We start from the raw sequence: 18766 nt of genomic DNA on the forward strand, positions 1-18766 counted from the left end.
AATGGCAGTGGGAAGGGATCTCAGGCTGCTTGCGGCCTTTCTCTTTCTCGCCCTTTTATCCCAGCTCCCTCTCCATTCAGCTTCGCCAGGTGAAAAGGCTAAGATACTGGTCGTCTGCAGCGATCCGGAGGATGTTATGTTCGCCAACACCCTTGGAGCCGAAGGCAACTTCACCGTTGACGTCCTCTATCTCGGCAGGGATCTCCCTGACGACCGTTCCCTGCTGTCGAATGAGTTATACCTAATCAAATACGATGAAATATGGATCCCAGACCTCAACTCCGAATGGACGTATGGTGGAAGGTTAACCAGAGATGAAATCGCCGCTCTGGGGGAGTACGTCAAGAGAGGTGGGATCCTAGTTCTGGGACTGAACACGTACACGCAGAGCTGGAGCAGGACTTTTGAAAGGATAACAGGGAGTCGGCTCATGCGGGTTGAGAAACCAAAAAAGACGAGTGAAGAGTGGGATCTGGTATTCAAGGGTAAAGTTTATCCCTATAATGCCACGTACCAAGTTGCCATTGTGAGTCCATACCGGGCCCAGGTTCTCGCCCAGTACTCCAACGGTCTTCCAGCGATAACACTTTCCCGCTATGGGCGGGGGGTAGGGGTTCTAATGACGTTCAACCCCGTTAAGGAGCTCGTCGAGTACAACCCTACTATCATCGACGTTTACGTTTATCTTGCCACCACCGTCCTTTCGGAGCGCTCTGGAAAGCCTGAAATCCCGCTTTATGAAGCTCTTATTATTAAGCTGGAGAGAACGTTCCTTCATCCTATCTTTCTCGGTGTGCTGATTTTAGTGGTGCTTGAGATACTAGCGTATCTGGGCTTTGTTCCCTTCAGTGTTACGGTTATCTCTGCCATCCCCTTCCTGCCCTTCTCAGAGTTTTTACTGAGGAAAGAACCTTATTCCACAACCCTGGAGACCGTGAGAATGCTCAGGGGCGTAACCCTTACGAACCTAGCAGGTGAAATCGGGAAAACTCCCAGACGACTTAAGTTTCCTCTGGCGGTTCTCTTTCTCAAAAGGCAGATCAGCCTTATCGACCTTTCTTCCCTTGGTTTCAATGATACTTTGGTAGTTCTCCGGGGTCTTGAGGCGGAGGGTGTTGCGGCCTGGGCAATTGAAGTTTATCCCAAGATGATGGAGAAGATAGCCAACAACCCGGGAATCGGTGTGATAGACCTCGCACGTCAGGTGAACATGCCGCCCTACGACGTTCTTCGGCTCCTTAGAGAGCTCTCACGCTATGGGGTGGTTGAGCTCAGGAAGATAGTCGTCGATTACGAGGTCTATCCGATGAGAGCTCTCCTGAGGTGGTTTGAGGCATGAGACGAAAACTGGTGTCCTACTTCTCCGCCCTCGTCGTTGCAAGCTACATTGTGTACATTGATTACCTCTTCGTCCAGGAGGCCGTGTGGAAAGTTATCTCGCTTCTTTTTCAGGGTGTCCCCAGGTATCCGGTCTATGCCTTTGTCAGGTATCTCTTCTACTTGACGGGGGCATTCGTTATCTTGATATATGCAGCCTATTTCATTTTCTACCTCCACTTCAGAGAAAACGAGGGGTCAAAGCCAAATCCCCGCTTTTTTCCCAAGGTCTCCTTGGTAATACCGGCCCACAACGAAGCCATGAACATCGAGCGTCTAATAGAGAGCATTCAGTATCAGGACTATCCCTTTGAGTGTTACGAGGTTATACTCGTAGACGACGGTAGCGTTGATGGCACGCCCGAAATAGCTGAGAGGTATGGAATTAGGGTGATCCGCCACGAGAGAAACATGGGAAAAGCCAAAGCCCTCGAAACCGGGATAAAAGCGGCTAAAGGGGACGTTATCATAACACTGGACGCTGATTCTTACTTTGCTGACGGTTCTTCTCTGAGGAACATCGTGGAGAACCTGTTCAGTAGGCCCTTCGTGGGAGTTTCCACCGGGGCGATTAGAATTGACGTCAGAAGTGGGAAGTTGATAGAGAAGTTTCAAGTAATCGAGTACCTACACTCCTTTGAAGTTGGGAGAAGAGTCCAAGGCTACCTTGACTGGCTTCTCGTAGTTCCCGGGGCCTTTTCAGCCTTTAAAGGATACCTAATAAAATCCCTTCCCGCGATACCTAGGGACACGCTGGCCGAGGACTTTGAACTTGCCATGATAACGTATCGGGCCGGACTGACTTCAAACTTCGAGCCAAAGGCTGCAGTCTACACGGAGCCAGCAACTTCGTGGAGGGAGCTCTACAGGCAGAGGATAAGGTGGTATTACGGGGGTCTTCAGGTTATGGCCAAGTATCATGACATGATAATGAACAGGAAATACGGGGAGAAGGGGCTTTTTCTATTCTTCCACATGATTCTCTTGGAGTACATCCTTCCGGTTCTGCAGGTGTTCGGTATAGTGGCGTTCCCCCTCATAATGCTAGTTCATAACTTTCTCGGCCTGGAAATACTCGACATAACGCTGCCCTTCCCCCTTATGATGGCTGTCTTTCTCCTCGTTCTTTTCCTCCAGTATCTCCCGGGGGTCCTGATGAGCGGCATTGCAATGGCCATTGAAAGAAACCCCAGAACAGCCCTCGGGTATCTCCCCGTGATATTTCTTTACTATCCCATCTACAACCCCCTTCTCTCGCTGGCAAAAATAGACGCAATGCTGAGGTTTCTCCGGGGGGTGGTTCAGTCATGGTAAAAAGGATTATACCCTTCCTTATCCTCCCCCTGCTCCTCGTTCCAGTGGCTGCAGCCACGGGAGTCGTTTATGTTGCTTCGGATCCAGGGGATGTTCCCCTGTACCATGCCCTTTCCGAGAGAATGGACGTAACCCTCTCCCAAAAACCAGAAGGGGACATCATCCTGGCCCTAGATCTAAACTACAACTTCCTCAATGAGAGCGGTAGAGAGAATCTCGTAATGCTCCTTCGGGAAGCAAAGTCAGGTAAAACCGTTATAATAGGTTTCAACACGCTCAGGAGCCTTGAGCTTGAGGATCCGGAAGCTGTAAGGCTCCTTGGTATTTCAGTTACGTTCAGAAAGATCGGCATCATCAGAATAACCCCAAAAAATAGATTTGAGTTCACACCCTTCAATTATGATTCTGATGTCTACGGCATAGCGGAGGTAAATGCCACAGGCGGTAATGTGTTGCTGAAAGCTGAGAACCACACAATTCTTCTCGAAATACCTGTTGGAAAAGGTCGACTCGTGATACTAACCATCAACCCTGCGGATTATTATCTCAACACCAAAAACCCTGCGATTGTTGATTTTCTCGTGGCCACTGTGGAACACTACACTGGAGGGGAATTTCCAACTGGAATTGTAGTTGGTCTGGGTGTCACGGGGGTAATGGCCGCCTATGTCGCCTTCTCCAACAATCCTCAGGCCGAGAAAATAAGGAGGTGGATAAAAACTCTCCCCCTAATATTCGGCAGGTTCATAACTCCTCCCGAAGACGTCCTCAAGAACAGCACGAGGGCGGCAATATACAACTACATCAAGGCCAAGGGGTACTCCACAATAGATGACGTTGCTTCAACGTTTTCCATTTCGAGAACCAACGCCCGCTGGCACCTCAGCGTTCTTAAAAGGGCTCGGCTCTTGGAGGAGACTCCCGTTGGGAAGGTCATAATTTTCCATCTCCCTGGACAGAAGAACCGCAGAAGGGCTGTACGCGATTTCCTGCTTGAGAATACAACCCGCCGAAAGATATATGATCTCCTTCAGGCGGGAAAAAGCTTAAGCGAGATCGCCAGAATACTAGGGGTGAGCAAATCCACCATTCACTACAACATCCAGATCCTCAAGGAATACGGGGTGCTGGGGGAGGAAGATGAAAAGGAATAGCCTCGCCTTTGGGATACTGCAACTATTGGGATACCTTCTCGTATTCTCCATCATGATACTCGTGATAGGGGCTAAATTCGGCGATCCGCTGGTGAAGATGGAGGCAAAGAACATCCATGTCATGCTTAGAATCCTCCGAGTTCCGAACATCCTTCTAGGAAACATGGTATACTTACCGGAGGAAAGGCTCTCCTTCGAGATAACTTGGCAGTGTAGTGGGATGTTCAGCATAAGCTTGTACACTGTCGTTTACTTAACCTTCCCGAGGATACGCAGGAATCTTTGGGAATGGTTCTTTGGAGTTTCAGTTCTTTACGTAGTTAACTTCTTCCGCGTCCTTACCTCCATACTCCTCTATCACCACATGGGAGAGGAGGTATTCTCACTCTTCCACTATATCCTCGGGCCCGCGATGATGTTTGGGGTGGTTGTTCTTCTGCTGGGAGATCTCCTTGTGAAGAGCCTGAAGGAGAGACGGCAAAATTGAGTAGGAAGTAGATGATTCTGGGGAGAAACGCTTATAATACCGAAAAAATCAGGACGTTCGAAGAAACGTCTAAGGATATTATAAATGGTTTTCCTCTTATCTGTGTGGGGGTGGTGGGATAGTGAGGGGCCTTAAATGGCTCATCATTGGGATGTCTCTCATCCTTCTAATACTCGGCCTACCTAATGCGATGGCCGATTCCTCCTCTTTCTCCGATAGTATACTACACGTCTGGAGCCATGATAAGAGGAGCTCGTACACCGAGATACACGTGGTGGGTAAGAAACTCGGAAGCAACGACACCTTCGCAGTTGAGCAGACCGTGCTCGCCAGCAACTACAGCGGACGTGAGGGAGTCGCTCTCCTCGAAGTGCAGGTGACAGACAGCGGAAAAACCGCATGGTATTCTGTTTACTGGTATGGGGAGGACAGGGTATACATAAACGGACCTGGTATGAGCATTAGCGTTGCCCTCGACATGAGCGTCCCGCACACGTACAGAATCGAGGTAACAAGGAAGCGTGTGGGCTTCTATGTGGATGGCTCAAATAAGATGATCATCGGCATCAAGAACATAACGGAAATCCAGCAGGTCAACACTGGAAGGTGGGACAAGGGGAGCACCTACGACCTCTACATAGACAACATAAAGGAGTACTGGAACGGCGAACTCATTGCGAGTGAGGACTTTGATGACGACAAGGATGACTTTTACACCAGTGATGTGCTTAGGGGGAGTGGCGACAGCGGGGAAGAGGTAATCCCAAGCGAAGGAGTGCCTGAGTTTCCGTTCCTTGAGCCAATCATCAACGAACTCCTGAAAGTTGTGGGGTAGGGAGATTCTAGCTCAAATCAGAGGGCTCTAATTATGAAGCTTCGAAGCCTCTCTAAGGAGCTTGATTCATCTCGATTCATTTTGAAAGTTGATTTGAATTAACGATTCGAAGCCTGAAGTTCCCATCGATCCTTCCAGAGAACCCCGATGGTGAGCACCTTCTTTTCTAAGGGGAGCTCCAGAGCCTTTCTCGCAAGCTCTTCGGCGCTCTCAAAGGCCGGGAACTCAAGCTCGGTGAAGCCGAGGTTGTACGTTGCCGTGGCGAAGGCCTTCCCTTCCCTCAGCTCCAGCTCCCTTACCCAAAACTCGTCCTTTCCAGCGAAGCCGAGCCACCCCTTGCCGTTTCTCCCCACGATGCCCGCTATCCTCGGCGTGCTGTAGGCGTCTCTCTCGTAGTCGAGGGCATCAAGAACGTGGATTAGGGCCTTCTTCGGGCTTTCCCACTCGAGGGCCTGGGCAATGAAGTCCGTCTGCAGGCCGTTGGTGACGACGGCGTATTCGCTGAGGAGCCTCACGACCGGGTAGCTGATGTAGGGGTTGTCCGTCTCCGTGAGATTCTCGATGTAGACTGCGTTTTCCCTCACGATTGCCCTCCTTCTCGGGAAGGAACGGGAGCAGAGGAGGTAGAAGGCGAAGGGCTTTCCCTTCATCAGTCCGACCCCGAGGGTTCTGCCCGTGTATGTCACGATACCACCTCCCCGAGCCGGTCTTCAGCGAGGGCGAGCTTAATCTCGCGCGCTATCCTCCTTCCGACGCTTATGGGCTCGTTCCAGTAGAGCCTTCCATACCAGTGGAGGGCGTTGGAACCTCCGTCTATCCGCGAGGCGAAGCCTATCGCCCTAAAGCTACCGTCGTAGGCAAAGTGGAGAGCGAAGGGGCCGATGATTCCGGGCGGTTCGAGCTTTTTCATAGCTTCCCACGAACGCCAGGCCGTAGTCGTAGAGCCTCGGCAGGAGCGACTCCCTCAAAGCGACACCAACGTTCCCCGCTATGGTGTAGGGGAGGGGCTTAACGGGCCAGCGGGCGTTTCCATCGGCTATGACGACGCGTTCGTCGACGCCGAGGAGTTCGAGCCTTCCCAGAATCGGCGAGTGGAAGAAGTGGACGTAGAGGTAGACCCCCGGTATGAACTCCTCAATCCTGGGGGGCTCGCTCAGCCCTGCAAGCCTCTCTTCAAGCTCGCTCCCCTTCGCTATGAAGTGCCCGCTCCCTCCCCTCGGCCCCTCAATTCTGACAAAGTAGAGCTTCTCTGGCTCAACCTCATCGGGCTCGATGACCCGAACCCTCGGGATTCCCGCCTCGTCGAGGGCTTTATCCTGCAGTTCAAAGGTCGTTTCCCACTTGAGGAAGCGTTTGTTGCCGAAGAACCTTGCCTTGGCCTTCTCTATCCTCTCAAGGCCGAGGTAGGCCACGAAGGAGCCGTGAGGGATTACTATTCCGTCGTCCTTTAGGATTGCGCTCATGTCTTCCGTGACGACAAGCTCGTCCGTGAGCCTCGTGGAGGCGTAGAAGGCTCTCCTTTCGGGCTTCACGTAGAGCCTTGTTCTGAACCCCTCGTCCTTGGCCCCGAGGAGAATCTGGAGGGAGGAATGAGACGCTATCGTCGAGATTATCATCCAATCACCTCCGAGAGTTCCTCGTGCGTCAGAACCCTCCCGTCCTTCGCGACGCGCATCGTGTCCCTGCTCAGCTCGTCTATGACGATTAGCTCACCGTCGAGCCTGCCGAACTCGAGCTTGAAGTCAACGAGCTGAAGGCCCTTGGAGGAAAAGAACTCCCTCAGAATTCCCGCGACCTTTCTCGTCTTTTCCTTCATTACCTCAACCTCTTCTTCGCTCGCGATTCCGAGAACCACAATAGCTTCCTCCGCTATGAGCGGGTCGTCGAGCGAATCGTCTTTCAGCGTGAACTCCACTATCCCGAGCCTCTGAAACGGCTTGGCCCACCCCTTGTAGCGCCGAAGGAAGCTACCGTAGGCCAGCTCGCGGTAGATGACCTCCAGCGGGATTTTCTCCGCCCTTAGAAAGCGGGCCTTCCTCCCGTCAATCCGCTCGACGAAGTGCGTCTTTACGCCGTTCCCCTCAAGGAGTCTGAAGAAGAACTCGGTCTGCTCCAAAACGAGGCTCCCCTTCCCGGTTTTCTCCCCTATAACCTCGTTGCCCCCGCTGTCTTCCCTGCCGTCCCTACCGAGAACCGTGTCCTTGAAGTGGAAGACGAGGTAAGGCCCGTCCTCGTAAACGTCCTTCGTCTTGCCGGAATAGACGAGCCTCAAGCTCTCACCCCTTCCTCAGCATGTCGTTGATGAGCTTTATCGCGCATAAATCACCGCACATCGAGCAGGCCTCGGTTTTCGTCGGCCTTTCCTTCCTTATCTCGATGAACTTCTCTCTGTCCTGGCTCAGCTCGAACTGCCTCGCCCAGTCGAGTTTACCACGCGCAAGGCTCATCAGGTAGTCCTTCTTAAAGTCGGCTTCGAAGCGGGTCAAATTGACCGCGTGGGCGGCTATCTTCGCCGCTATAACTCCCTCGCGGACGTGCTCGACCGTCGGCAGTCCGAGATGCTCGGCAGGGGTAACGTAGCACAGGAAGTCCGCGCCGTTCAGGGCCGCTATCGCTCCCCCTATGGCGGACGTGATGTGGTCGTAGCCTGGGAAGATGTCGGTAACGATTGGGCCGAGGACGTAGAAGGGCGCGTTGTCGGTGGCAACCTTCGCGAGCTTTATCTGGGCTGGAATCTGGTCAATCGGCACGTGCCCTGGACCCTCGACCATCGTCTGAACGCCAGCTTCCCTCGCCCTCCTGACGAGCCTTCCGAGGGTGTAAAGCTCGGCAATCTGCAGTTCGTCACCCGCATCTGGAAGACCGCCTGGTCTAAGCCCATCACCGAGGCTCAGAACAACGTCGTACTCCTTGGCGAGTTCAAGCAGGTAGTCGTAGTCCCTGTAGAACGGATTCTCCTCGCCCCAGTGGAGTATCCACGCCGCGAGGAAGGTTCCGCCGCGTGAGACCATGCCGACGACGCGCTTAACGCGCTTCATCTTCTCGACAACCTCTTTCGTAACCCCGACGTGAATGGTCGTGTAATCAACACCGTCCTTGAAGTGCTTCTCGACGGCATTCCACATGTCGTCCTCGCTCATCTCGATGATGGCCTTCCCCTTAGCCAGCATCTCCTCGGCGGCCTGATAGATTGGAACGGTGCCAATGGGCACGTCAACGGCGTGCATGATGGCCTTCCTTATCGAATCGAGGTCGCCACCAGTTGAGAGGTCCATTATCGTGTCGGCGCCGTATTTCACGGCGACCTTGGCCTTCTCTATCTCCGCCTTAACGTTCACTATGTCGCGCGACGTTCCAATGTTGGCGTTGACCTTAACGCGGACGACGTTGCCAACTGCCACAGGCTTAACCCAGTCGTGGCGGACGTTCCTGAATATCACCGTGTACCCCTTTGCCACGCTCCTCCTGAGCTTTTCAGGGTCTATTCCCTCCCGCTCGGCGATGAACTTCATCTCCTCGGTTATCTCTCCCCTCTTCGCGGCCTCAAGCTGGGTCATTCCAATCACCCGGTTTTAAAACCCGTTTATAACAAAGTTTTTAAATTTCAAAACTTAGTTTTGAGCGGAACTTAAAAGGTTTTGGGTGGTCGGGATGCTGAGGGAGATAGAGATAAGCAGGGCGATAATAGAGGCCTACACCGCCGAGCTTCTCGAAAGCCTGAGCCTTGACGTGGCCATAGTAGGCGCGGGTCCTTCGGGAATGGTCGCCGGTTACTACCTCGCGAAGAACGGTGCGAAGGTGGCAATCTTCGAGAAGAAGCTCTCAATCGGGGGCGGAATCTGGGGCGGCGCGATGGGCTTCAACAAAATCGTCGTTCAGGAGGAAGCGAGGGAAATCCTCGACGAGTTCGGGATAAACTACAGGCCCTTCGGGAACGGCCTCTACGTTGCCGACGCCATCGAGACGGCTACGACGATAGCGAGCAGGGCTGTAAAGGCCGGCGTAAGGTTCTTCAACATGATTGAGGTTGAGGATTTGGTCCTCAAAAACAACCGCGTCGCGGGAATAGTGATCAACTGGACGCCGGTGATGAGGACAGGTCTGCACGTCGACCCGCTCACGGTCGAGGCGCGCTTTGTGGTTGATTCCACCGGCCACGGGGCGCAGGTGAGCCAGCACCTAGTGAGGCGCGGCCTCCTCCAGGTTCCGGGCGAGGGCCCGATGTGGGCGGAGAAGGGTGAGGAGCTGACTGTGAAGCATACGAGGGAGGTCTTCCCCGGCCTCTACGTTACGGGAATGGCCGCCAATGCTATCGCTGGAGCGCCGAGGATGGGTCCGATATTCGGCGGGATGTTCCTGAGTGGAAGGAAGGCGGCCCTCGAAATCCTTGAGAAGCTGGGGTGATGTGATGGCCGTCCTGATTGTAGCGGGCCTCGACACGGGTGGCGGGGCGGGTTTAAAGGCCGACATCGAGACGGTCTCCGCTCTGGGCGAGCATCCGCTCCCGGTTCTGACGGCGGTGACCTACCAGAACCCCTTTGAGGTGAGGGGCTACCACACCCTTCCGTCCGAGGTCGTGAGGGAGGGGATACGAGCCGTTAAGGACGGCTTTGAGGTCAAAGCCGTCAAAATCGGGATGCTCGGAAGCGGTGAGGTTGCCCGGGTCGTGAGGGAAGAGACCGCAGGTTTCCCCAGGGTTTTCGACCCCGTGATTGCCTCAAGCACCGAAAAAAAGCTCATTGACGACACTGAGTCGCTCAAAACACTCGTCCCCGGTTCGATAGTCACTCCCAACGTCTATGAGGCTGAAGCGCTGGCGAGCATTGAAATCCGCTCTGTGGAAGACATGAAGAAAGCGGCGACGGCCCTTGTGGAGGAGTTTGGCGCCGAGGCTGCGGTTGTCAAGGGGGGACACCTTAACTTTACCGACGTCCTCTACTGGCGCGGTGAGTTCTACGAGTTCAGGGGAGAAAAAGTCGAAGGTTTCACGCACGGAACCGGCTGTGCCTTCTCCTCTGCCTTGGCGACGTTTTTGGCCAAAGGCTTTGAGCTTCCGAAGGCCGTTGAGAGGGCCAAGCGCTTCGTTGAAGGCTCGATAAGGTTCTCAAAAGCAGAATCTAAAGCGGTGAATCCACTCTGGGAGATTGAGAGAGATGCCCACCGCTGGAGGGCCAGGGAAGAGCTTGAAAAAGCGGTTGAAGAGCTAGTGGCCTTTGGGGAGAGGCTCAACCCGCACGTTCCCGAGGTGGGAACGAACTTCGCCCTCGCGACGCCCTTTGGAGAAGTCTTAGCCGTCAAGGGCAGAATCGTCCGCTATGGTCAGACTATCAAGCCCGTTGGCCCAGTTGAGCTCAACGCCAGCGACCATCTCAGGAGGGCGTTGCTCAAGATGCGTGAGTTCTATCCAGAGATTAAGGCGGTTCTGAACCTCCGCTACTCGGAGGAACTCGTGGAGAGGTCCAAAAGGCTCGGCCTCGTCGTTTCGTTCTACGACCGCAGGGAGGAGCCCGAGGAAGTCAAGAGGGCAGAGAGAGGGACGATGGAGTGGGGCATCGAGACCGCCGTAAAGAGGGCAGGAAAAAGGCCCGACGTGGTTTATCATCTCGGCGACTGGGGAAAGGAGCCGATGGTTCTGGTCTTTGGGAGGGACGCGGGGGAGGTCGTGGAGAGGGTGCGGAAGCTTTTGGGCTAACGTTTTAACTCCTTTTTCCTATTTATCCTGGTGGTTCCATGCTCATAAGGGGAAGGGTCGTCGGTAACGAAATCCCGCGCTTCAAGCACCGCTGGTTCGGAATCCTTGAGGTCGAGGCCGATGGGAAGAGGTACAGCCTCTACATGACGGGCAACGTCGCCCAGTGGTTTTTGACCGGCGACGAGGTCGAGGTTGAAATCCTCCATAAGCCGAAGGAAAGAGACGGAAAGCTGGTTCTCGACTTCGACGACTACAAACTGTGGAAGTTCTACGAGGGCGACAGGATTCCTGTGTGGCCCCTCTTTGAGAAAACCGTTGAGGCCAAGCGCTACTCACCTTTGACGGGCGAGCTCCTCTACACCTACAAAATCCGCGCCCGCGAGGCGAAATACGAGAGCGACTTCGAGGCGATAGCCGAGCTTGAGCAGTACCACTACGCGAGCCAGAAGGAGAAAGTAGCCCTCTGGCGCTGTGAGAACGGCCACATCTTCGAGGCCAACACCAGGCAGAGGTGCCCAATCTGCGGTGCTGAAAGCCATATACTCGAGATAAAGGGCTCAACTCCAGCGTCGCGCTTCCTCATCTTCGAGCTCGTCGAGCGGGAGGAGTACGAGCCAAGGATTCTCAGCTACGTCCGCGTTGACCCGCCGATACCGCTCATGCACCGCCGCTTGCCGAACGGGGAAATTGAGAAGAACATCCGCGAAAAGGTCTTTCCGGAGGAGTGGTTCCATCCAGCCTTCTGGCCGGAGCGCATAATGAAGGAACTCTACGAGGAGCTGAAGAGGAAGTATGGGAAGAGGAGAATAGCCCGTTCCTACCTCTGGGAGCAGGCCAAGTGGAAAGCTTTGGCAGAGACAAACACCGCTGGAGCAAGGATTGCGAGGGTTGTGGTTCACCCCGACTACCGCTCCGACGGGCTGGGACAGTTAAGCGTCAAGTCGGCTCTCGAGTGGATAGCCGAGCGCAGGATTCCCGAGATGAGGAAAAAGAAGCACATAGTCGAGACCATAGCCCAGATGGCCCGCTACAATCCGTTCTTCGAGAAGGTCGGCTTCAAGTTCCTCTGGGAGACCGCGAGCGGAAGGCCGGTTCTCTTCTACCCGCTGACGGAAGAAGCTAAGGAGTACATCGAGCGCTTCCTGCGCGAAGACCCCTACGCGCCTCCCGAGGGTAAGCTCTGGAAGCCGAGCTACGGGAAAGTTGAGCCCTTGGCAGGGCCGATAGTCTTCAGGAACGTGGGCAAGGTCTTCGAGAGCGAGCTCGACATCAAGGGCCTGCCAGAGGAGATCCAAGAACTGCTCAAGGCCTTTGGCGTCAGACACCGTATTATTCAGAGGCCCGTTCTGAGGAATTTGAACTTCGAAATCCAGCCGGGCGAGCTAATAGCCGTTGTCGGCGCGAGCGGGGCCGGAAAGACGACACTTCTCAGGCTCATCCTTGGAGCGGCCAACGGCTGGTGGGAGGAGCGCTTTAGACCGACGGAGGGTGAGATTAAGGTTCCTGACAACGCCAAGGTTTCAGTTATGATTCCCGGCGAGTTCGAGCCGACCTTCGGGACGGAGAGCATCTTGGAGCACGTTTACAGGAAGATAGGTGACCTCAATGCGGCAGTTGAGGTTCTCAACAGGGCCGGTTTGAGCGACGCCGTCCTCTACAGGGCAAAGTACGGCGAGCTGAGCACGGGCCAGAAGGAGAGGGCGAGGATAGCATCGCTTTTAGCGGAAAAGCCCAACCTACTCCTCATCGACGAGTTCGCGGCCCACCTCGATACGCTTACGGCGATGCGCGTCGCCAAGAAGGTTGCCGAGATAATCCGCGAGGCCGGCATAACTGCCTTGATAATCACCCACAGGCCAGAAGTGCTGAAGGCCCTCGACCCGGACAGGGTGCTCTTCGTGGGCTACGGGACGGCGAAACTCAAGGAGAATGAGAGAGAAGGGCGATAATGACCATTGAAGTGGTCTCGGTGTTCTGGTCGCCTATAGGCACTGTCTTTCCATTTTTGACCACATAGCCAGTTGTGATACCTCCGTTCGGCGCCTGCAGTGCGGAGAGGATCTTTAGACATCTAATGCGTATGTCTCTTCCAGTTTTCTCGTTCAGAGCCCGGTTTAAGTATACGAAGAGCGCGCATTTGTAGGATTGATAGACGCCGTTAAACGCCTTGTCCCGAAAGCCGTTGCCATCCCAGAGGGTCATTAGCTCAAGGTACAGTTTCTCGGCTCCCTCACGGTTTCCGCGTAAGAGCTCACTGAGGGCTCCGTACACGAGGAGGTCGGCGTACTCCTCCCAATCCTGCATAGGACAGGACGCGTTCCCCTTCTCAAGTTTTAGCTCGAAGGTTGTGTTGAATTTAACTGATCTCACTTCACCGACCTCCACTATCATGGGGCAGAAAAACCCTGAAAGGGGCCTCCCAAGCAGTGGATCTATCCTGTCGTTGGACGAAACGTTATAAAGAGAGAGCGCAACGGAAACGTTCCTCCAGAGCGGGGATCCCGAGAGCTTCAGCGCTTTAACGGCCAGAAGGTTATCGTTGGCGAGCCATATGGTCACGTTGTCGGGATACGTGGTAACCGAGGCCCGCAGCAGTCCGGCCTCAGGAACGTACTGGGACTCAAGAAAGCTCCGCATGGCCGTTACGCTGGGTTCTTGAACTGAAGGGTTCCGCGTCGAGACGAAGATTGTTATTATGACCAGCACGATTACAATCCCCATGAGTGGAACTCTCCGCATGGGTGGGATATCCCCCGCGGGCGATAAAAAGTTGCCGAAACCCCTAAATCCCAGCAATTCCAAAAAAGTCAAGGTGACACGATGCGGGTCCTCGATCTTGCCAGACGAAGGAAAACCGTAAGGAAATTTCGACCGGAAAGGCCGCCGATGGAAGATCTGCTGAAGGCTCTAAAAGCGGCGAAGGAAGCGCCGAGCGGCATGAACGCCCAGCCCTGGAAGTTTGTCGTCGTCGATGATGAGTGGCTGAAGGGCAGGATCCGAGAGCTGTGTGAGGCTGAGGAGAGAAAGTTCCACTCAAAAACGAAGGGTGACCTGATGGCCTGGCTTCAGAGCGAGGGCTTCAGACCTGAGAAACCTTTCCTGAGCGAGGCCCCATACCTCGTTCTTGTTTTTGGACATACGAAGGCCCCTTACTGGCTTCAATCAACGTGGATAGCGGTCGGCTACCTTCTACTCGCACTCGAAGAGCTCGGCCTTGGAACGGTAACCTACACCCCGCCCAACCCAAAGCCCGTTGAGAACCTTCTCAACGTGCCACCTCAATACAAGCTCCAGACGATCCTGCCCATCGGCTATCCCGCCGATCCGGCTCCCAAACGCGGAAGAAGAAGGCTGGGGGAGGTAGTGAGCTTCAACGGGTTCTGATGCCGCTGAGGATTGCCCTAACTCGCCTGACGAAGTCCTTGAATTCCCTCGCCAGTTCTTCCTTTTGTTCCTCGCTCAGACCATCGAGCGAGCTGAAGGCCTCCTTGAGAACCTTTCCAACCTCAACCCCACCCAGGCGGGAGAATTCCCTGAACTTCTCCACAGTCCTGAGAACCTCTTCGAGCTCCCTTGAGTTCTCCTCAATGTACTTCCTACCCTTTTCCGTCGCCCGGTAGAGCCTCTTCTCCCTCTTGCCCTCCCCTATAACTTCAATCAACCCCGATCTGCGAAGGGAGGCCAGGATGGGATATATCGTTCCGGGACTGGGCTGGGGCAGGCCATACCTCTCCTCCAGTTCCCGCATTATCCCGTACCCGTGAAGGGGTTTCTCCGAAAGCATCTTGAGTATGAGGATCTTGAGATGACCGCGGTAGCTGGGTTTCTCCAAAGTCACCACCACATGTCGGTCGATATATTCAGGTTTAAAACCTTTCGGCGCGATGGTTGATGGGTGATCCCATGAAGGTCGTTCTAAAACCCCTCTTCGACGCCGAACTACCCGCCGGGTTCGAGGAGATAGTACGGGAGAAGCTCAGGGGACGGGAATTGAGAACAGGTGAGACCGTCGAGGTTGACCTCCTCGGAAAGCCCCTGCCCTTCAAGGTTCTTCTGGCCGAACCGAGTCCCCTGAAGGTTGGCAAGGGACTAAAAATAGAGTTCTCGACGGGAGAAATTGAAGAGTTCACCCTCGAGTTCGAGCGCGGGGTCGATGACGCGGTTCCCTTCACCAAGGGACTCGTGGTGGTTCTCGGGAGCGAGGTTCGAATCTATAACTGGAGCGGGCAAAAGATTTATAGCAGAAGGTTCGAGAACCTGAAAAAGGTTAGAGTAGCCGAGGGAAAGGTGGTGGTAGTGCATGGCGAGGAAGTCACGGTCGTTGAGCCTTGACGGCTTCACCTTCGAGGAGAGCTGGGATGAGAAGAGGAGAAGGGCCGAGAAAATAGTTGAAATCCTCATGAGGACCCACCCAAGGGAAAAGCTCCTCATCGGTGACCCTTACAGGACGCTGATCCACTGCATAATCTCACAGCGCATGCGCGATGAGGTTACCTACCGCGTCTGGGAGGAGCTGTTCAAGAAGTACGGGGACATCGAGACGATAGCGAATACTCCCGTCGATGAGATGCGAGAGTTCCTCAGGAAGAGGGGCGTCGGCCTCTGGAAGACGAAGGGCGAGTGGATTGTGAAGGCATCGAGGATAATCCTTGAAAAGTACGGCGGGAAGGTGCCCGATGACATCAAAGAGCTCATGAAACTGCCCGGCATAGGCAGGAAGTGCGCCAACATCGTTCTCGCTTACGGCTTCGGAAGGCAGGCGATTCCCGTTGATACGCACGTGAACAGGATAAGCAAGCGCCTCGGCCTCGCTCCGCCGAGGGTTCCCCCGGAGAAGGTCGAGGAGTACTTGATGGAACTGATTCCAAAAGAGAAGTGGATTTACGTGAACCACGCGATGGTCGACCATGGAAGGAGCATATGCAGGCCGATAAGGCCGAAGTGCGAAAGCTGTCCGCTGAAGGAGCTCTGCCCCTATGCGAAGGGGCTCGTCAGGGACGAGGACATAAAGTGATCCAAAAACAAAAGGGTCAAAACTTCAGATTCACTCCCCTTATGACAACCTTCTTCCCAATCTCTTCCGAGAGATCCGAGGCTTCACGGTACAGGAAGGATTCGAGGGTTTCTTTCAGGTTTCTGCGATCGGTACTGGAGTTTGGCTTCCCTTCGATTGTCACGTTAATATGAACCCCAACTCCGGCCCCCAGAGCGTATCTGACTTCTTTAGCTTCAATTCTCAGTGTGGAGACCTCAACACCCAGCGATTTGGCGTACTTTGCAATCCTGTTCCCAAAGGGCCTTAGATACGGCTCAATGTTCCTTGGGGCGTTAACTACAAGCTTGAGCTTTTTCGCGGGCTTTTTCCTGGCAACGGGAGTTTCCCTGGGGCCCTGTTCTTCTGCTTTCTCCTGTGCTCTTTCCTGAAGAACACGGGATACCCCTGCAGTAGAACTGGGAACGAGGGGACATAGCTCATCGAGGGACATCTTCGGGGTGGCATTGTAAACATCGATGTTATCAACTATGGAAATCTTAACATCAACATCACTCAGGGGAAACGTGTCCACGATGACCGGTCCGGAGTCGAGCATCTCCTTAATCAGGTTCAGAGCTCCTTCTCCCGCCAGAGTGTCGCCCGAGTCAACGTCCCTGACTTCAACCGCGAGGATTTTCCTATCGTCAACAAGCATTGTGGCGTAGTACGCCCTTCCCCTGACTTTTCCAAGTACCTTGAAAAACGCCCCTCCTCCGCTGGCTTCAATGGTCTCCCCCACAAGCCTCGCAAATTCCTCTTTATTGGAGCACAGATGGTTTTCTTTTAGGGGTACCACTGAGGGCAATTTCAACCGTATCACCCGAAAGACCTATACCACCATCGTATTTATGTTTTTCCCGCGGTGGTTTACAAAAAAACTGCCCAAAGGGTTAAGATGTCTATCTAAACGAGCTGACCCTTGGCAAATGTCAGGACAACAGGATAAAAAGCAAAAACAGGAGGGATCTCACCCAGCCTCAAGTTTCAGGTCGGTGAGTTCAACCTTGACGTAGCAGCCCCCTGCCCCCATCTCCGAGATGGCCGCCTCGACCTTTACCGGAAACGGCAGCTGGGGGGCAACGTATGTAACGCCGTTGGCCGGAACATCGACGTTCTCTATCAGCCCGCTCCAGGTGACCTTGTAGAGGTCGAACTCAATCCCAGCGAGGCCCACTTTGCCGTCCTTTTCAACGGTGTAGCCCTGACCGTTATTCGTTAGCGTTACGTAGCTGACCACGTCTCCGTAGATCCCGCCGTAGAAGCCGGTGTGAAGGCTCCACACCATGTTGTAGTCCTGGAAGTCGTCGCTTATGTATCCGCAGTTGTAGTCGCCCTCCACGTTGCCGTTCTCGTCTGCTGTGTAATGGCAGCCAAGTCCGGTAATTTCGATCTTAATGAAATCCGGCCCGTTGGTCATATCGTAGACCTGCGGTACCCACAGAATTCCGGAGGTGTACTCGCCTAGGGAGTCCTGCCTCACGTAGACCCTGTACGTGTATTCCTCGCCGTCCACGCTGAGGTTCGCGTAGAGGAGGTAAACGTTCTCCCCGTTGAGCTGGACCTCGCGGTAGCCCTTCGTGATGTTCATGTGGAAGGTGCTATCGCCCTTCTTGTACTCCACTTTGAAGGCGACCTCCTTTACGATGTAGTTCTCTCCGTTGATCTCTATCGGCTCGCTCGCGTCCCAAGCGAGCTGCCAGTTGGTGGAAAGTCCCTGAGGCGTTGACGTCGTCGTGGTTGTTTGCGTCTGGGTCTCAGTCTGGGTTTGAGTCTGAGTCTGCGTCGGTGTCAGCCCGCTGTACTGGAGCGTTCCAAAGCTCTGGGAGAGCTTAAGATCTTTGAGCTCGAACTTGCTCCAGGTGTTGAACCCTTCCATCGGGTTCGCAAAGGTTCCCTCAAAGCTTATCGGAATCGGAAGTTCGGGGGCTATTTTGCCCTTTCCGGTAGCGGTGACCCCTCCAAGGCCGTAGCTCCACTCAACTTCTGCCGTCTTAAAGGTCTTGCCGTTGAAGGTAACGGTCCCGTCCGGTGAGATCTTGTAGTGGTAGCTTATCCCCATGCCGTTCCAGTCGTACTGGCCGGGCTCCGTCAGGTCGTAGTTCTCGACGCCGGTCCAGATGCCAGAGCTAACAACGGCGGCCCAGATGGTGCCTATTCCCTCATCGAGCGAGGAGAAGACGTCGTTTAGGTCACCCTCCTGGTAGGGCATTTTGTCGTACATTCCGAGCGCCGCAGGGTTGGACCAGAAGTACCTCTCGGATCCGCTTACGATCTCCACTTCAACGACGTTTCCGCTTATGAGCGCCCCAAAGTTCAGTATTGGAGCCAGGAAGTATACATCTGTGTCCTTCGTCCTGTCTTTCACGAATATCCAGTACTCAAGGCCCGGGAGGGTGTTGTTGTTCACCGGCGTTAGCCTGCCGTGATAGGCAAAGACATTAAATACTCCGAGGTCTTTCTTGTTACCGTTCTCGCTCGTGTAAACGTGAATCTGAGCATAGCCGCGCTCCTTCATTACATCGAAGGTGTACTTTGCTCCATCGTTGTAGCTGGCCGTGTATGTGTACTCCACGTGGGTTATGTAGTAGGTCTTTCCCCCGAGTTCAATTGGATTGTAGGACTCCCAGGGAGACTGCCACGTCGAGACAGGGATCTGGCTTTCGCTCGTCGTGTCAACATGCTGGGAACTCGAAGACGAGCTACTCTGACCACCGTGACCGCCTGAACTCTGGCTTTCAGACGTTTCCTGGCTGCTCGTTGCGGTACCCCCACCGCCGCCGATACAGCCCGCGGCAACCACACTGAAAACCAAAACCAAAACAACGAACAATGTCAAACTCTTTACCCTCATACACGTCGCCTCCTTAAACAT

The 18766-nt window shown here is 54.3% G+C and carries 20 protein-coding genes; 11 read left to right on the plus strand and 9 right to left on the minus strand.

Going from position 1 to position 18766, the window contains the following annotated elements:
* The first annotated feature begins 1 nt into the window (after position 1).
* The 5 genes from TGAM_RS06385 (at position 2) to TGAM_RS06405 (ending at position 5167) form a co-directional block, all read left to right on the plus strand.
* Complete coding sequence (locus tag TGAM_RS06385; RefSeq protein ID WP_015858874.1) at positions 2–1339, plus strand: type 1 glutamine amidotransferase family protein; 1338 nt, start codon at positions 2–4, stop codon at positions 1337–1339.
* Positions 1336–2691 carry a glycosyltransferase gene (locus tag TGAM_RS06390; RefSeq protein WP_015858875.1) on the plus strand — a complete coding sequence of 452 codons (1356 nt, stop codon included), beginning with the start codon at positions 1336–1338 and terminating at the stop codon, positions 2689–2691. The genes TGAM_RS06385 and TGAM_RS06390 overlap by 4 nt, the downstream gene beginning before the upstream one ends.
* Complete coding sequence (locus TGAM_RS06395; RefSeq protein ID WP_015858876.1) at positions 2685–3845, plus strand: helix-turn-helix domain-containing protein; 1161 nt, start codon at positions 2685–2687, stop codon at positions 3843–3845. The genes TGAM_RS06390 and TGAM_RS06395 overlap by 7 nt, the downstream gene beginning before the upstream one ends.
* Entirely contained in the window at positions 3832–4332 is a 501-nt protein-coding gene (gene artF, locus TGAM_RS06400) for an archaeosortase family protein ArtF (protein WP_015858877.1), read from the plus strand. The genes TGAM_RS06395 and artF overlap by 14 nt, the downstream gene beginning before the upstream one ends.
* Positions 4333–4453: 121 nt before the next feature.
* Positions 4454–5167, plus strand: a complete 714-nt coding sequence (locus TGAM_RS06405) for a hypothetical protein (RefSeq protein WP_015858878.1) — start codon at positions 4454–4456, stop codon at positions 5165–5167.
* 98 nt (positions 5168–5265) lie between these two features.
* Here the strand turns inward: TGAM_RS06405 and TGAM_RS06410 are convergent, their stop codons facing one another.
* From TGAM_RS06410 to thiC, 5 genes are read right to left on the minus strand one after another with little or no spacing between them, the layout of a single operon-like run.
* On the minus strand, positions 5266–5853 hold the full coding sequence (locus TGAM_RS06410; protein WP_015858879.1) for an IMP cyclohydrolase: 588 nt from the start codon (positions 5851–5853) through the stop codon (positions 5266–5268).
* Positions 5850–6077 carry a DUF1297 domain-containing protein gene (locus tag TGAM_RS11360; RefSeq protein WP_015858880.1) on the minus strand — a complete coding sequence of 76 codons (228 nt, stop codon included), beginning with the start codon at positions 6075–6077 and terminating at the stop codon, positions 5850–5852. The genes TGAM_RS06410 and TGAM_RS11360 overlap by 4 nt, the downstream gene beginning before the upstream one ends.
* A complete protein-coding gene (locus TGAM_RS06415; RefSeq protein ID WP_015858881.1) occupies positions 6013–6783 on the minus strand; it encodes a formate--phosphoribosylaminoimidazolecarboxamide ligase in 771 nt (256 codons plus the stop codon). The genes TGAM_RS11360 and TGAM_RS06415 overlap by 65 nt, the downstream gene beginning before the upstream one ends.
* A complete protein-coding gene (locus TGAM_RS06420; RefSeq protein ID WP_015858882.1) occupies positions 6780–7439 on the minus strand; it encodes a phosphoribosylaminoimidazolesuccinocarboxamide synthase in 660 nt (219 codons plus the stop codon). Before TGAM_RS06420 ends, TGAM_RS06415 begins: the two co-directional genes overlap by 4 nt.
* A 4-nt stretch (positions 7440–7443) precedes the next feature.
* Positions 7444–8724, minus strand: coding sequence for a phosphomethylpyrimidine synthase ThiC (gene thiC / locus TGAM_RS06425; RefSeq protein ID WP_015858883.1), 1281 nt, complete (start codon positions 8722–8724; stop codon positions 7444–7446).
* 94 nt (positions 8725–8818) lie between these two features.
* On the opposite strand from thiC, the gene TGAM_RS06430 reads away from it, so the two are divergent.
* The 3 genes from TGAM_RS06430 to TGAM_RS06440 are packed head-to-tail and all read left to right on the plus strand — an operon-like array spanning position 8819 to position 12808.
* Positions 8819–9571, plus strand: coding sequence for a sulfide-dependent adenosine diphosphate thiazole synthase (locus TGAM_RS06430; RefSeq protein WP_015858884.1), 753 nt, complete (start codon positions 8819–8821; stop codon positions 9569–9571).
* 4 nt (positions 9572–9575) lie between these two features.
* Positions 9576–10859, plus strand: coding sequence for a bifunctional hydroxymethylpyrimidine kinase/phosphomethylpyrimidine kinase (gene thiD, locus TGAM_RS06435; protein ID WP_048811215.1), 1284 nt, complete (start codon positions 9576–9578; stop codon positions 10857–10859).
* A 38-nt stretch (positions 10860–10897) separates the two neighbouring features.
* Positions 10898–12808 carry an ATP-binding cassette domain-containing protein gene (locus TGAM_RS06440; protein ID WP_015858886.1) on the plus strand — a complete coding sequence of 637 codons (1911 nt, stop codon included), beginning with the start codon at positions 10898–10900 and terminating at the stop codon, positions 12806–12808.
* On the opposite strand, the gene TGAM_RS06445 is transcribed toward TGAM_RS06440, so the two are convergent.
* Positions 12780–13598 (minus strand): hypothetical protein, encoded by an 819-nt coding sequence (locus TGAM_RS06445; RefSeq protein WP_048811216.1) that lies wholly within the window; start codon positions 13596–13598, stop codon positions 12780–12782. The two genes, TGAM_RS06440 and TGAM_RS06445, sit on opposite strands and share 29 nt — an antisense overlap.
* Before the next feature lie 81 nt (positions 13599–13679).
* On the opposite strand from TGAM_RS06445, the gene TGAM_RS06450 reads away from it, so the two are divergent.
* The gene (locus TGAM_RS06450; RefSeq protein ID WP_015858888.1) at positions 13680–14243 is read left to right on the plus strand and encodes a nitroreductase family protein; all 564 of its coding nucleotides are present in this window, start codon (positions 13680–13682) and stop codon (positions 14241–14243) included.
* Here the strand turns inward: TGAM_RS06450 and TGAM_RS06455 are convergent.
* Complete coding sequence (locus tag TGAM_RS06455) at positions 14230–14691, minus strand: PadR family transcriptional regulator (protein ID WP_015858889.1); 462 nt, start codon at positions 14689–14691, stop codon at positions 14230–14232. The genes TGAM_RS06450 and TGAM_RS06455 overlap by 14 nt on opposite strands.
* 71 nt (positions 14692–14762) lie before the next feature.
* Here TGAM_RS06455 and TGAM_RS06460 point away from each other — a divergent pair, with 71 nt between their 5' ends.
* Both TGAM_RS06460 and TGAM_RS06465 read left to right on the plus strand, forming a co-directional pair.
* A complete protein-coding gene (locus tag TGAM_RS06460; RefSeq protein WP_048811217.1) occupies positions 14763–15191 on the plus strand; it encodes a DUF6849 domain-containing protein in 429 nt (142 codons plus the stop codon).
* Positions 15160–15873: an endonuclease III domain-containing protein gene (locus TGAM_RS06465; protein ID WP_048811218.1), complete on the plus strand. Its 714-nt coding sequence runs from the start codon at positions 15160–15162 to the stop codon at positions 15871–15873. The genes TGAM_RS06460 and TGAM_RS06465 overlap by 32 nt, the downstream gene beginning before the upstream one ends.
* 16 nt (positions 15874–15889) lie before the next feature.
* Here the strand turns inward: TGAM_RS06465 and TGAM_RS06470 are convergent, their stop codons facing one another.
* Positions 15890–16705, minus strand: a complete 816-nt coding sequence (locus TGAM_RS06470; RefSeq protein ID WP_048811219.1) for a DUF2226 domain-containing protein — start codon at positions 16703–16705, stop codon at positions 15890–15892.
* A gap of 156 nt (positions 16706–16861) precedes the next feature.
* Positions 16862–18745, minus strand: a complete 1884-nt coding sequence (locus tag TGAM_RS06475) for a hypothetical protein (RefSeq protein ID WP_148206278.1) — start codon at positions 18743–18745, stop codon at positions 16862–16864.
* Positions 18746–18766: the final 21 nt, after the last annotated feature.

It is taken from the genome of Thermococcus gammatolerans EJ3, assembly GCF_000022365.1.
GTDB classification, from domain to species: domain Archaea; phylum Methanobacteriota_B; class Thermococci; order Thermococcales; family Thermococcaceae; genus Thermococcus; species Thermococcus gammatolerans.

Bases quoted from the DNA above. Each gene is read 5' to 3' on its own strand.
- TGAM_RS06385 (WP_015858874.1), top strand. From the start codon at position 2: ATGGCAGTGGGAAGGGATCTCAGGCTGCTTGCGGCCTTTCTCTTTCTC.
- TGAM_RS06390 (WP_015858875.1), top strand. From the start codon at position 1,336: ATGAGACGAAAACTGGTGTCCTACTTCTCCGCCCTCGTCGTTGCAAGC.
- TGAM_RS06395 (WP_015858876.1), top strand. From the start codon at position 2,685: ATGGTAAAAAGGATTATACCCTTCCTTATCCTCCCCCTGCTCCTCGTT.
- artF (WP_015858877.1), top strand. From the start codon at position 3,832: ATGAAAAGGAATAGCCTCGCCTTTGGGATACTGCAACTATTGGGATAC.
- TGAM_RS11360 (WP_015858880.1), bottom strand. From the start codon at position 6,077: ATGAAAAAGCTCGAACCGCCCGGAATCATCGGCCCCTTCGCTCTCCAC.
- TGAM_RS06415 (WP_015858881.1), bottom strand. From the start codon at position 6,783: ATGATAATCTCGACGATAGCGTCTCATTCCTCCCTCCAGATTCTCCTC.
- thiC (WP_015858883.1), bottom strand. From the start codon at position 8,724: ATGACCCAGCTTGAGGCCGCGAAGAGGGGAGAGATAACCGAGGAGATG.
- TGAM_RS06430 (WP_015858884.1), top strand. From the start codon at position 8,819: ATGCTGAGGGAGATAGAGATAAGCAGGGCGATAATAGAGGCCTACACC.
- thiD (WP_048811215.1), top strand. From the start codon at position 9,576: ATGGCCGTCCTGATTGTAGCGGGCCTCGACACGGGTGGCGGGGCGGGT.
- TGAM_RS06440 (WP_015858886.1), top strand. From the start codon at position 10,898: ATGCTCATAAGGGGAAGGGTCGTCGGTAACGAAATCCCGCGCTTCAAG.
- TGAM_RS06445 (WP_048811216.1), bottom strand. From the start codon at position 13,598: ATGCGGAGAGTTCCACTCATGGGGATTGTAATCGTGCTGGTCATAATA.
- TGAM_RS06450 (WP_015858888.1), top strand. From the start codon at position 13,680: ATGCGGGTCCTCGATCTTGCCAGACGAAGGAAAACCGTAAGGAAATTT.
- TGAM_RS06460 (WP_048811217.1), top strand. From the start codon at position 14,763: ATGAAGGTCGTTCTAAAACCCCTCTTCGACGCCGAACTACCCGCCGGG.
- TGAM_RS06465 (WP_048811218.1), top strand. From the start codon at position 15,160: ATGGCGAGGAAGTCACGGTCGTTGAGCCTTGACGGCTTCACCTTCGAG.
- TGAM_RS06475 (WP_148206278.1), bottom strand. From the start codon at position 18,745: ATGAGGGTAAAGAGTTTGACATTGTTCGTTGTTTTGGTTTTGGTTTTC.